Here is a 12,012-nt window from a genome sequence, read left to right as displayed (position 1 = left end):
TGAAGCTTTTGAGAAGATTCGCGCCTGAAGGCGCTCCTACAATGTTCGTCAGAGCACGTAGACGAACATGAAGAGGCCCAGCCAGACCACGTCCACGAAGTGCCAGTACCAGGCCACGGCCTCGAAGCCGAAGTGGTGGTCGGGGCTGAAGTGGCCCTTCAGGCAGCGCAGCCAGATGATCGTCAGCATGATCGTGCCCAGCAGCACGTGCATGCCGTGGAAGCCGGTGAGCATGAAGAAGGTCGAGCCGTAGATGCCCGAGCCCAGCGTCAGGCCAAGGTCGGCGTAGGCGTGGTAGTACTCGTAGCCCTGCACCACCATGAAGATCGCGCCCAGCGCGATCGTGGCGCCCAGCCAGAACAGCAGCGAGCCACGCTTGTTGGCCTTCAGGGCATGGTGGGCGATGGTGATCGTGACGCCCGAGCTGAGCAGCAGCAGGGTGTTGACCAGCGGCAGGCCCCAGGCCGAGATGGTCTGGAAGGAACCGCCGATTTCCGCCGGGCCGTTGCTGGGCCAACCGGCGCTGAAGCCCTGCCACAGGAACTGGTTGGTCAGCGAACCGTCGCCCACGCCCGACAGCCACGGCAGCGCGAACTGGCGGGTGTAGAACAGGGCGCCGAAGAAGGCCGCAAAGAACATGATCTCCGAGAAGATGAACCACATCATGCCCATGCGGAACGAGGCATCGACCTTCTCGTTGTACTTGCCCGACACCGACTCGGCGATGACGTTGCCGAACCAGCCGAACAGCACGGCCAGCGTGGCCACCAGGCCGATGTAGAACACCGGCTGGCCCCAGGCGTGGCCGTTGAACCAGTTCGTCACGCCCACCATGGTGGTGAACAGGGTGATCGAACCGACGAAGGGCCAGGGGCTGTGGTGCGGGACGTAATAGATGTTCGGGTCGTCGTGGGTGTGTGCCATGGGGTTCCCCGGTACTCCTGGTGGGCCTTGGATCACGGCGCCGTGCGGGCGGCGGCGGGGGCGTGGGCGCCCTCGCCGACCCGGGCCGTGGCCGCGTCGTTGCTGAAGAAAGTGTAGGAAAGGGTGAGCGTCTGCACGTTGTCCGGCAGCGCCGGGTCGACGATGAAACGCACCGGCATCAGGCGCTCTTCGCCCGCGGCCAGCAGCTGTTCGGTGAAGCAGAAGCACTCGGTCTTGTTGAAGAAGGTGGACGCCGTGGACGGCGCCACCGACGGCGCGGCATTGCCGACGATCGCATGGTCGGAAATGTTGCGCGCCACGTAGTTCATCTCGTACATCTTGCCCGGGTGCACCTGCATCGTGAGCTGGGTGGGCTTGAACTCCCAGGGCAGCTTCGAGTTCACCGTCGCATCGAATTCGATGGTGACCGTGCGCGACTCGTCGACCTGCAGCCCGGCCACCTGCGCTTCGCCGGCAGGACCCTGCTCGAGCTTGATGCCGAACACCTTCTCGCAGGCGATGCGGTACAGCGGCACCAGCGAGAACGCGAACACGAATGAAGCCGCCGACACCAGCGCGATGGTGCGGAAGGTCTTGAGCGCGCTGGGCTTCATGGCAGCACCGCCGTGAGCATGAAGGCCACGAAGATGCCGCCGGCCACCAGCGCAAGCACCAGCGCCGTGCGGCGGGCGTTGCGGCGGCGGTTGGCGTCGGTCGTGGTCGGGCTGGGCGTATTCATGCCGGGCTGGCGGCGCCCCGGGCGGGGCGCCTGCACTCCTTAGTGGGTGATGTCGCCGTGGGCGAGGTCACCGTCCTTGATGACCGGCGGCAGGGTGAAGGTGTGGTGCGGGGCCGGCGACGGCACCGTCCACTCCAGGCCCTTCGCGCCTTCCCAGGACCGCGCCTCGGCCTTGACGCCGCCACGGGCGGCCGACCAGACGATGTAGGCGAACAGCAGCTGGCTGAATCCGAAGCCGAAGCCACCGATCGACGACCACATGTTGAAGTCGGCGAAGGCCATGTTGTAGTCCGGCACGCGGCGCTGCATGCCCGCCAGGCCCAGGAAGTGCTGCGGGAAGAACAGCAGGTTCACGAAGATCGTGGACAGCCAGAAGTGCAGCTTGCCGAGCTTCTCGTTGTACATGTGGCCGGTCCACTTGGGCAGCCAGTAGTACACGCCGGCCATGATGCCGAACACGGCGCCGGTGACCAGCACGTAGTGGAAGTGCGCCACCACGAAGTAGGTGTCGTGGTACTGGAAGTCGGCCGGGACGATGGCCAGCATCAGGCCCGAGAAGCCGCCGATGGTGAACATGACCACGAAGCCCAGCGCGAACAGCATCGGGGTTTCGAAGGTCATCGAGCCGCGCCACATGGTGGTGACCCAGTTGAACACCTTCACGCCGGTCGGGATCGAGATGAGCATGGTGGCGTACATGAAGTACAGCTCGCCGCCCAGCGGCATGCCCACGGTGAACATGTGGTGGGCCCACACGATGAACGACAGGAAGGCGATCGCGGCGGTGGCGTACACCATGGCCTGGTAACCGAACAGCGGCTTGCGGGCGAAGGTCGGGATGATTTCCGACACGATGCCGAAAGCCGGCAGGATCATGATGTAGACCTCGGGGTGGCCAAAGAACCAGAAGATGTGCTGGAACATCACCGGGTCACCGCCGCCGGCGGCGTTGAAGAAGCTGGTGTCGAAGAACTTGTCGGTCAGCAGCATCGTGACCGCGCCGGCCAGCACCGGCATCACCGCGATCAGCAGGAAGGCGGTGATCAGCCAGGTCCAGACGAAGATCGGCATCTTCAGCAGGTCGACGCCCGGGGCGCGCATGTTGAGGATGGTGGCGATGACGTTGATCGCGCCCATGATCGAGCTGATGCCCATCAGGTGGATCGCGAAGATGGTGAAGGCCGTGCTGTTGCCGCCCTGCAGCGACAGCGGCGGGTACAGCGTCCAGCCGCCGGCCGGGCCGCCGCCACCGATGCCGAAGACCAGCTGGAGCACCAGCGGCATCAGCAGCAGGGTGAAGGCGAACGGCAGGATCCAGAACGACCAGTTGTTCATGCGCGGCAGCGCCATGTCCGGCGCGCCGATCTGCAGCGGGATCATCCAGTTGGCCAGGCCGACGAAGGCCGGCATGACCGCGCCGAAGATCATCACCAGCGCATGCATGGTGGTCATCTGGTTGAAGAATTCCGGCTCGACCAGCTGCAGGCCGGGCTGGAAGAGTTCGGCGCGGATCACCAGGGCCATCGAGCCGCCGATGAAGAACATCACCAGCGCGAACACCAGGTACAGGGTACCGATGTCCTTGTGGTTGGTGGAGTAGAGCCAGCGCTGGACGAAGCCCTGCTTGTGCTCGCCGTGGTGGTCGGCGGCGTGGGCGTCAGTGTGTGCCATGGTCTTGTGCCTCTCTCAGGTTCTGCTCAGCCCTCGCCGCCCGCTTCAGCGGGGGCGGTGGCAGCGATGCGGGCGGCTTCGGCGAGGTCGCCGGCCTTCTGGGCGGCCAGCCAGGCCTCGTACTCGGCGCGCGGCACGGCCTTGACCACGATCGGCATGAAGCCATGGTCCTTGCCGCACAGTTCGGCGCAGACGCCGCGGTAGGTGCCCGGCTGCTTGATTTCCGTCCAGGCCTCGTTGATCAGGCCCGGGATCGCGTCCTGCTTCCAGCCCAGGGCCGGCACCCACCAGGCGTGGATGACGTCGTCGGCGGTGACCACGAAGCGGATCTTGGTGTCGGTCGGCAGCACCAGCGGACGGTCGACGTCGCGCAGGTAGTGCGGGACCACGCCGGCGTCGGGCCGCTCGCCGGACTGGCGGATGCGGTCGGATTCGCGGTCGAGGCGGGAGATGAAGTTCACGTCCTCGCCGACGATCTCGTAGCGCCACATCCACTGGTAGCCGGTGATCTTCACCGTCATCTCGTGGCCCTTGGCGTCGTACTGCTGGATCACCATCGTCGTGGCCGGCACCGCCATCACCACCAGGATGATGATCGGGATGACCGTCCAGATGATCTCGAGCTTGGTCGAGTGGGTGAAGCCCACGTCCGGCTTGGCGCCCTTGGACTTGCGGAACTTCACCATCGCATAGGCCATTGCGCCGAACACCGCGATGCCGATGGCAACGCAGATCCAGAGCATCAGCATGTGCATGAAGTAGGCGTTCTCCGCGGTGCGGGTGACGCCCTCGGGCATGTTGAGCTGCCAGCGCACCGGCTCGCTGTTGGTGGCGGCCCACGCCGAGACACTGGCCAGCGCGGCCAGCAGGCCGGTGGCGACCCTGGCGACGATGGCGCTTGCTTTCTTCGCTTTCATCCGAACATACCCCAACGTGTGGTCTTGGCTCCGCCCGGCTCCCGTGCGTCGCCGGCTGCCATGGGGCGGCCAGCGGCGGGGAACGCAGGGCAGGAGAACTGGCGGATTTTAGCGACCCGCGCGACGGGGGGGCAAGCTGAACCGGCAACCCGTCGTCCGGAAAGGTGAACGCCGACCGCTTCCGGCACCCCCGGGCGCGGCCTTAGAATCCGCGTTCACGCGCTGCCAGCGCCGACCACCACGGACCCCTGTGACCCCGATCCTGAGCCCTGAACTGCCCGGCGCGCCGTCGGACCTGCGCGCCCGGATCACCGCGGCCTTCCACCGCGACGAGGCCGAACACCTGGCCGGCCTGCTGGAAATGGCCCGCCTGCCGGCCGTCGAGCAGGCGGCGGTGCAGGCCGCCGCCGTGGGCCTGGTCGAGCGCACCCGGGTGCGCGGCGCCGACCCGGGCATGGTCGAGGCCTTCATGCGCCAGTACGACCTGTCCAGCGAGGAAGGCGTGCTGCTGATGTGCGTGGCCGAGGCCCTGCTGCGCGTGCCCGACCGGGCCACCGCCGACAAGCTGATCCGCGACAAGCTGGGCGACGCCGACTGGGACAAGCACATGGGCCGGTCGAGCTCCGTGCTGGTCAATGCCTCCACCTGGGGCCTGATGCTGACCGGCCGCATGGTCAACCTGGCCGAGGAAACCCGCCGCAACGCCATCGGCGCCTTCCGCCGCCTGGTCGGCCGGGCCGGCGAGCCGGCGATCCGCCTGGCCGTGCGCCAGGCCATGCGCATCATGGGCCACCAGTTCGTGATGGGCCGGACGATCGCCGAGGCGCTTGAGCGCAGCCGCAAGGGCGAAGCCGCCAACTACCTGTATTCGTTCGACATGCTGGGCGAGGCCGCCTTCACCCAGGCCGACGCCGACCGCTACCTGAAGGCCTACCGCGACGCGATCGAGGCGATCGGCGCCAGCGGGCCGTTCGACGACGTGTTCCGGGCGCCGTCGATCTCGGTGAAGCTGTCCGCGCTGCACCCGCGCTACGAGCTGGCCCAGCGCGCCCGCGTGCAGGCCGAGCTGACCCCGCGCGTGCTGGAGCTGGCCCGGCTGGCCAAGGCCCGGGGCATCGGCTTCACGATCGACGCCGAAGAATCCGAGCGCCTTGAACTGAGCCTTGACGTGATCGCCGGCGCCTACGAAGACCCCTCGCTGGAGGGCTGGGAAGGCTACGGCCTGGCCGTGCAGGCCTACCAGAAGCGCGCGCCCTACGTGATCGACTACATCGCCGACCTGGCCCGCCGCACCGGCCGCCGCATCCCGATGCGCCTGGTGAAGGGCGCGTACTGGGACAGCGAGGTCAAGAAGGCGCAGGCCGACGGCTACCCGGGCTTCCCGGTGTTCACCCGCAAGGCCAACACCGACGTGAGCTACCTGGCCTGCGCGCGGCAGATGCTGGCGGCGACCGACGCGATCTACCCGATGTTCGCCACGCACAACGCGCACACCATCGCGGCGATCCACCATTTCGCGAAGGGCGCGGCGGCGAAGTTCGAATACCAGAAGCTGCACGGCATGGGCGACGACCTGTATGCCGAGGTGGTGCCGGCCGACAAGCTGGGCGTGCCCTGCCGCGTGTACGCGCCGGTGGGCTCGCACGAGGACCTGCTGCCCTACCTGGTGCGGCGCCTGCTGGAAAACGGCGCCAACTCCAGCTTCGTCAACCGCATCACCGACGAGTCACTGCCGGCCGCCGACCTGGTCGCCGACCCGGTGGCCGTGGCCTCGGCCTTCGAATCCAAGCCCCATCCCCGCATTCCCCTGCCGCGCGCGCTGTTCCGGGCCGCCGGCGAAGACAGGACCAACTCCATGGGCGCCAATCTCGCCAACGACGACACCCTCGCCACCCTCGCGCGCGACATGAACGCCGCGCTCGCCCCGGTCTCGGCGACGCCGCTGGTGCCGGGCGCCAAGTTCTCCGGCGACACCGTGAAGGTGAGCAACCCCGCCGACCGTCGTGAACAGGTCGGTGAGTACGTCAACGCCGATGCCGCCACGGTCGAACTGGCGATCGCCAACGCCGTGGCCGCGCAGCCGGGCTGGGACAGGATGCCGGCCGCCAGCCGCGCGCGGATTCTTGAACACGCCGCCGACCTGCTGGAGCAGCGCATGGGCGCGTTCATGGCGATCTGCGTGAAGGAAGCCGGCAAGTCCATTTCCTCGTCCGTCGGCGAGGTGCGCGAGGCGGTGGACTTCCTGCGCTATTACGCGATGCAGTCGCGCAAGCTGTTCGGCGCCCCCGAGAAACTGCCCGGCCCCACCGGCGAATCCAACGAGCTGTGGCTGCACGGCAAGGGCGTGTTCGCCTGCATTAGCCCCTGGAACTTCCCGCTGGCAATCTACCTGGGCCAGGTGGCCGCGGCGCTGGCCGCCGGCAATACCGTGGTGGCCAAACCGGCCGAGCAGACCACGCTGACGGCCTACCTCGCCACGCAGCTGCTGCACGAAGCCGGCGTGCCCAGGGATGTGCTGCAGCTGGTGCCCGGCGACGGCGCGACCGTCGGCGTGGCGCTCACGAAGGACCCGCGCATCGCCGGCGCGTGTTTCACCGGCTCGACCGAAACCGCCTGGGCGATCAACCGCGCCCTGGCCGCGCGCAAGGCGCCGATCGCCGCGCTGATCGCCGAGACCGGCGGCCAGAACGCGCTGATCGCCGACTCCTCGGCCCTGCCCGAGCAGCTGGTGAAGGACGCGATGGTCTCGGCGTTCGATTCGGCCGGCCAGCGCTGCTCGGCGGCGCGCGTGCTGTACGTGCAGGCCGACATCGCCGACAAGGTGATCACGATGCTCTCGGGCGCGATGGACGAACTGCGCGTGGGCAACCCGGCGCTGCTGAGCACCGACGTCGGCCCGGTGATCGACGAGGATGCGCGCAAGGTGCTGGAGGCGCACGCCGAACGCATGGACCGCGAGGCCAGACTCATTAACCAGGTGAAGCTGCCGGAAGACACCGCCAACGGCTGCTTCTTCGCGCCGCGCGCGTACGAACTCAAGAACCTATCCCAGCTCGAGCGCGAAGTCTTCGGCCCGGTGCTGCACGTGCTGCGCTACGAGGCCAGCGAACTCGACCAGGTGATGGCCGACATCAACGCCACCGGTTACGGCCTGACCCTGGGCATCCATTCGCGCATCGACGCGACGGTGGAGAAGATCGCCAACACCGTGCGCGTGGGCAACTGCTACGTCAACCGCAACCAGGTCGGCGCCGTGGTCGGCGTGCAGCCCTTCGGCGGCGAAGGCCTGTCGGGCACCGGCCCCAAGGCCGGCGGCCCGCACTACCTGCTGCGCTTCGCCACCGAACGCGTGCTGACGGTGAACACCACCGCGGCCGGCGGCAACGCCTCGCTGCTGACCCTCGACGACTGAGCGATTCCTGTAGGAGCGCCTTCAGGCGCGAATCCTTTCTTTGCCAAAGGCAAAGTCAAAAGATTCGCGCCTGAAGGCGCTCCTACAACGGCCGACGGCGAACAACGGCCGACGGCGAAGGCCCTCCGACGGAGGGCCTTCGTGTTTCCGGCCCTCAGGTCGGGTCGGGCTGGCGTTCGACCACGTACACGCAGGCACAGGTGGACCCGGCGCCGCAGACGCCGCTGCGGTAGTGCGCGCTCATGCCGATCGAGGCGCATTCCTCGAGGCAGGCGTTCTGGCGGCCCTTCTCGGCGGTCAGGCAGGCGTCGAAGATCATCCACACGACCAGCGGGCCCAGGCCGCCGCCGCCGCGCATGACCGTGCGCCGCGGCGGGTCGGCCGGGCGCCGGGCGCGGCGGTTCTGCAGGTCGACGCCGTGTTCGTAGTAGTGGTCAAGGATGAGGTTGGCGCGCGCCTCTTCCTGTGCGGTCAGGATCCTGGGGCGGGGCGGGAACTCGCGCACCCCCTCGCCAGGCAGGTACAGCCGCAGGCTGCCGTCGATCGCGATCACGGCGCGGCTGCGCCGGCCGCCGCTGTCCTCCCAGACCAGGTGCGTGCTGCCGTCGGCGGGGAATTCGGTGGCCTCAGGCACCGCGGAGGTGACGGTGAGCACCGCCGGTCCGGGCGGGCGTTCGACGGTTTCTTCGTCCGGGCCGGAAACAGCCCAGGCAAACGCGGTGGCCGACCACAGGGCGGCGATGGCGAAGCAGCGGGTCAGGATCATCGGGATTCTCCTTGGCGCCGGAGTGGCGCAGGCACAGCGTCCGCCCGCGGCGCCGGCGACGAATCGGCACATGTACGGACCACCGGTAGGCAAGCGACGGCGCGGGCGCGTGGAAAGCCACCCGCCGCGGGCAGGAAGGCTGCGGTTCCTGCGCGAAGGGGCGGCGTGGCATGCTGGTCGCCCCTTTCGCCCGGACCTCGCATGTATCTCGAGCACTACGGCCTGGACGAGCCGCCGTACTCGATCACGCCCGACCCGCGCTTCGTCTACCTGAGCGAGCGCCACCGGGACGCGCTCGCGCACCTGCTGTTCGGCATCGGCCAGGGCGGCGGCGGCGGTTTTGTGCAGCTCACCGGCGAGGTCGGCACCGGCAAGACCACGCTGTGCCGCCTGCTGCTGGAGCAGCTGCCGGAAAACGTGCGCGTGGCCCTGGTGCTGAACCCGCGCCTGGACCCGGTGGAACTGCTCGAGACGATCTGCGAAGAGCTGCGCATCGACGTCGCCGGCCGCCGCGGCAGCCTCAAGGGCCTGGTGGACGCGCTCAACCACTTCCTGCTCGACGCCTACGCGCAGGGCCTGCGCGTGGTGCTGATCATCGACGAGGCGCAGAACCTCAGCCCCGAGGCGCTGGAACAGGTACGCCTGCTGACCAACCTGGAAACCCCCACGCAGAAACTGCTGCAGATCCTGCTGCTGGGCCAGCCGGAACTGCGCGACATGCTGGCGCGCCCCGACCTGCGCCAGCTCGCGCAGCGCGTCACCGCCCGCTTCCACCTGACGCCGATGGACGGCGCCGAAACCGAGGCCTACCTGCGCCATCGTTTCGCGGTGGCGGGCGGCAGCCGGTTCCCCTTCACCAAACTGGCGGTCAAGCGCATCCACCACCACGCCGGCGGCGTGCCGCGGCTGGTGAACATCATCGCCGAGCGCGCGCTGCTGGCCGGTTACGCCCACGACGAAATGCAGGTGGGCGAACGCTGGGTGGACCGCGCCGCGCGCGAAGCCATGGCCCCGCGGCTGTCGAAGCTGCCGCGACTGAACCTGGCCTGGGGCGTGGCGGCGGTGCTGGCGGTGCTGGTGATCGCGCTGGCGATGCGCGAGCGCACGCCGCTGCCGCCCGACGCCGAACCGGAAGCCGCGCCCCCGGCCGAAACCGCCCCGGCCGCGCTGGTCGCCGTGCCCTACCTGCCCGGCGCGCAGCTGGCCGACCGCATCCGCCTGGCCGGTGCGCCGGCGCAGCCCGCCTGGGGCCAGCTCCTGGGCCTGTGGACGGTGCGTGCGAACGAAACCACCGTCGACCGCGCCGAGGCCTGCCCGCCGGTGCTGGCCCCGGGCCTGTACTGCCACCGCGGCCGGGCGAGCCTGGACAAACTGGCGGCACTGGGCCGGCCGTCGCTGCTGCGCCTGCGTGCCGACGGCAACGAGGCCTGGGCGCTGCTGCTGGGCGCCGACGCGCTGCGCGTGCGGCTGTGGCTGGGCGGCGGCCGCTTCGATACCGACCGGCTGGCGCTGGAGCGCCGCTGGGACGGCGACTACGCCACGCTCTGGCGCGGTCCGGATTTCCTGTGGCCGGCCCCGGTGGCCGGCGGCAGCGGCCCGGCCGTCGACTGGATCCACGACCGCCTGCGCGACCGCGCCGGCCTGCAGTCGGCCGAAGCCGGACCGGCGGTGCTCGACCCCGACAGCATCGCCGCCGTGCGCCGGCTGCAGGAGGCCAACGGCCTGGCGCCCGACGGCGTGATCGGCCCGGAAACCCTGATGGCGCTGGCCGCCCGCGAAAACGAGGGCCCGCGCCTGCGCCGGGTGCTGGACTGATGTCGCTGATCCTGGAAGCGCTGAAGAAGTCGGAAGCCGAACGGCAGCGGGGCAAGGCGCCGGGGCTGTTCGTCGAGCAGGCGGCGTTGCCGCGGCGCCGAGGGTCCGGCGCGCCGGCGTGGGCGTATGCGCTGGGCGTGCTGTTCGTGGTGGTGGTGGCGATGTTTGGCTGGAGGGAGTGGTCGCGGGGGGATTTGGCGGGCAGTCCGCCCCCGCCCCAGCCCTCCCCCGCGGGCGGGAGAGGGAGCCCGGAGGTTGCGAGTACGGCGGGGATTGCGGAGGTCGCGGTTGCTCCCCCTCTCCCGCCTGCGGGAGAGGGCCGGGGTGAGGGTGCGCCGGGTGCCGGGGCGCTTCCTGAGACTTCGGGGCTGCCCCCTCCCCAGCCCTCCCCCGCACGCGGGGTAGGGAGCGCTGACGTCGCGGCGGCTCCCCCTCTCCCGCCCGCGGGAGAGGGCCGGGGTGAGGGCAAGCCCGACGCCAGCGAGATCCCGATGCCCACCAACGCCCTCCCCCGTCTCGCCGACCTGTCCGCCGCCGAACGCAATGCCCTGCCGCCGCTGAAGATCACCATGCATGTCTTCGCCGACGACCCGGCGCAGCGTTTCGTGATCCTCGACGGCCGTCGGCACGCCGAAGGCGCGACACCGGCCGACGGCGTGGTGATCCGCGAGATCCGCCGCGACGGCCTGGTGCTTTCGCTGCGCGGCCGCGACGTGCTGCTGCCGAGGCCCTGAGCGGTGTTCGTCGACCTGCCGACCCGCCGACGCACGCAATGGCGCTGGGCCACGCCGCTGCTGGCGCTGCTGATGGTCGGCGCCTACATCTGGATCTTCCTGCTGCCCGACGACGCCGCCTGGCGCGCAACGCTGCTGCGCTGGGGCACGCTGTCGGGCAGCGTCACCGAATGGCGCGCGGCGCTGCGCGACGAGCGCCTGCTGACCCTGCTCACCGCGCTGTTCATCCACGCCGGGCCCGTGCACCTGGTCGGCAACCTGCTGTTCCTTCTGATCTTCGGCCTGCCGTCGGAGCGCACGATGGGGCCCTGGCGCTACCTGCTGCTGTTCCTGGCCGGTGGCGCGCTGGCGAACCTGGCTGCGGCGCTGCTGATGGGCACGCCGGCACGCGCGATCATCGGCGCCAGCGGCGGCGTGTCGGCGGTGATCGGCGCCTACCTGGCGCTGTTCCCGCGCGCGCGCCTGGGCGTGGTGGTGCCGCTGGGCCTGTGGCTGGAATTCATCAAGGTGCCGGCGGCGCTGCTGATCGGCCTGTGGGCGACGCTGCAGCTGATCTTCACCTTCGTCGGCCCCAGTTTCGGCGCGGTGGCGTGGTGGGCGCACCTGGCGGGCTTCGTGGTCGGGCTGGTCTACGCGCTGGCGCTGAAACCCATGCTGGCGCGGCGTTCACGCGGCCGCTAGGGCCGGGAATATAATCGCCGCCATGAGCACGCGCATCCTCTACAAGGTGACTTTCCTCAATGCCGGCAAGGTGTACGAGCTGTACGCGCGCCGGGTGGCCGCCAGTTCGCTTTGGGGTTTCACCGAAGTGGCCGACCTGGTCTTCGACGCGAAGGAAGGCGTGGTCGTGGACCCGACCGAAGAACGCCTGCGCGACGAGTTCGCCGATACCCGCGTGCTGCACCTGCCGATGCAGAGCGTGATCCGCGTGGAGGAGGTGGACCGCAAGGGCCAGCTGAGCATCCGCGACGCCAGCACCGGCGAGAAGGTGGTCACCCCGTTCCCACTGCCGGCCAAGCCGCGCTGACACCGGC

General features: G+C 69.4%; 11 protein-coding genes. 5 read left to right on the top strand and 6 right to left on the bottom strand.

Translation table 11 applies throughout. From position 1 onward, the window contains the following. Positions 1-48: 48 nt before the first annotated feature. Genes ACE3TE_RS03620 through coxB form a run of 5 tightly spaced genes read right to left on the bottom strand, consistent with a single transcriptional unit; the run spans position 49 to position 4,251 of the window. A complete protein-coding gene (locus ACE3TE_RS03620; protein ID WP_374602261.1) occupies positions 49-924 on the bottom strand; it encodes a cytochrome c oxidase subunit 3 in 876 nt (291 codons plus the stop codon). A gap of 32 nt (positions 925-956) precedes the next feature. Further along, a complete protein-coding gene (locus ACE3TE_RS03615) occupies positions 957-1,538 on the bottom strand; it encodes a cytochrome c oxidase assembly protein (protein ID WP_374602259.1) in 582 nt (193 codons plus the stop codon). Further along, positions 1,535-1,663, bottom strand: coding sequence for a hypothetical protein (locus tag ACE3TE_RS03610; RefSeq protein WP_374602257.1), 129 nt, complete (start codon positions 1,661-1,663; stop codon positions 1,535-1,537). Before ACE3TE_RS03610 ends, ACE3TE_RS03615 begins: the two co-directional genes overlap by 4 nt. 39 nt (positions 1,664-1,702) lie before the next feature. Next, positions 1,703-3,334, bottom strand: a complete 1,632-nt coding sequence (ctaD, locus tag ACE3TE_RS03605; protein WP_374602255.1) for a cytochrome c oxidase subunit I — start codon at positions 3,332-3,334, stop codon at positions 1,703-1,705. Positions 3,335-3,360: 26 nt separating this feature from the next. Beyond that, positions 3,361-4,251, bottom strand: a complete 891-nt coding sequence (coxB, locus tag ACE3TE_RS03600; protein ID WP_374602253.1) for a cytochrome c oxidase subunit II — start codon at positions 4,249-4,251, stop codon at positions 3,361-3,363. Between the two features lie 250 nt (positions 4,252-4,501). Here coxB and putA point away from each other — a divergent pair, with 250 nt between their 5' ends. After that, positions 4,502-7,663 (top strand): bifunctional proline dehydrogenase/L-glutamate gamma-semialdehyde dehydrogenase PutA, encoded by a 3,162-nt coding sequence (gene putA / locus ACE3TE_RS03595; RefSeq protein ID WP_374602251.1) that lies wholly within the window; start codon positions 4,502-4,504, stop codon positions 7,661-7,663. 154 nt (positions 7,664-7,817) lie between these two features. Here the strand turns inward: putA and ACE3TE_RS03590 are convergent, their stop codons facing one another. Beyond that, on the bottom strand, positions 7,818-8,429 hold the full coding sequence (locus tag ACE3TE_RS03590) for a hypothetical protein (RefSeq protein ID WP_374602249.1): 612 nt from the start codon (positions 8,427-8,429) through the stop codon (positions 7,818-7,820). Positions 8,430-8,630: 201 nt separating this feature from the next. Here ACE3TE_RS03590 and ACE3TE_RS03585 point away from each other — a divergent pair, with 201 nt between their 5' ends. The 4 genes from ACE3TE_RS03585 (at position 8,631) to ACE3TE_RS03570 (ending at position 12,005) form a co-directional block, all read left to right on the top strand. Further along, a complete protein-coding gene (locus tag ACE3TE_RS03585) occupies positions 8,631-10,244 on the top strand; it encodes an AAA family ATPase (protein WP_374602247.1) in 1,614 nt (537 codons plus the stop codon). A 491-nt stretch (positions 10,245-10,735) separates the two neighbouring features. Beyond that, positions 10,736-10,978, top strand: a complete 243-nt coding sequence (locus tag ACE3TE_RS03580) for a general secretion pathway protein GspB (RefSeq protein ID WP_374602245.1) — start codon at positions 10,736-10,738, stop codon at positions 10,976-10,978. Positions 10,979-10,981: 3 nt separating this feature from the next. Further along, a complete protein-coding gene (locus ACE3TE_RS03575) occupies positions 10,982-11,659 on the top strand; it encodes a rhomboid family intramembrane serine protease (RefSeq protein WP_374602244.1) in 678 nt (225 codons plus the stop codon). Between the two features lie 22 nt (positions 11,660-11,681). Next, the gene (locus ACE3TE_RS03570; protein WP_374602242.1) at positions 11,682-12,005 is read left to right on the top strand and encodes a DUF1820 family protein; all 324 of its coding nucleotides are present in this window, start codon (positions 11,682-11,684) and stop codon (positions 12,003-12,005) included. Positions 12,006-12,012 lie beyond the last annotated feature (7 nt).

The sequence above is a fragment of the Arenimonas sp. genome (assembly GCF_041919775.1).
GTDB lineage: Bacteria > Pseudomonadota > Gammaproteobacteria > Xanthomonadales > Xanthomonadaceae > Arenimonas.
The sequence above is the reverse complement of the archived record's forward strand: the minus strand, read 5'-3'. Positions and strand labels throughout refer to the sequence as shown.

What these genes read in the sequence shown, in the direction of transcription:
- ACE3TE_RS03570 (WP_374602242.1), top strand. Translation starts at nt 11,682, where the DNA reads ATGAGCACGCGCATCCTCTACAAGGTGACTTTCCTCAATGCCGGCAAG.
- ctaD (WP_374602255.1), bottom strand. Translation starts at nt 3,334, where the DNA reads ATGGCACACACTGACGCCCACGCCGCCGACCACCACGGCGAGCACAAG.
- coxB (WP_374602253.1), bottom strand. Translation starts at nt 4,251, where the DNA reads ATGAAAGCGAAGAAAGCAAGCGCCATCGTCGCCAGGGTCGCCACCGGC.
- ACE3TE_RS03615 (WP_374602259.1), bottom strand. Translation starts at nt 1,538, where the DNA reads ATGAAGCCCAGCGCGCTCAAGACCTTCCGCACCATCGCGCTGGTGTCG.
- ACE3TE_RS03585 (WP_374602247.1), top strand. Translation starts at nt 8,631, where the DNA reads ATGTATCTCGAGCACTACGGCCTGGACGAGCCGCCGTACTCGATCACG.
- ACE3TE_RS03620 (WP_374602261.1), bottom strand. Translation starts at nt 924, where the DNA reads ATGGCACACACCCACGACGACCCGAACATCTATTACGTCCCGCACCAC.
- ACE3TE_RS03590 (WP_374602249.1), bottom strand. Translation starts at nt 8,429, where the DNA reads ATGATCCTGACCCGCTGCTTCGCCATCGCCGCCCTGTGGTCGGCCACC.
- ACE3TE_RS03610 (WP_374602257.1), bottom strand. Translation starts at nt 1,663, where the DNA reads ATGAATACGCCCAGCCCGACCACGACCGACGCCAACCGCCGCCGCAAC.
- ACE3TE_RS03580 (WP_374602245.1), top strand. Translation starts at nt 10,736, where the DNA reads ATGCCCACCAACGCCCTCCCCCGTCTCGCCGACCTGTCCGCCGCCGAA.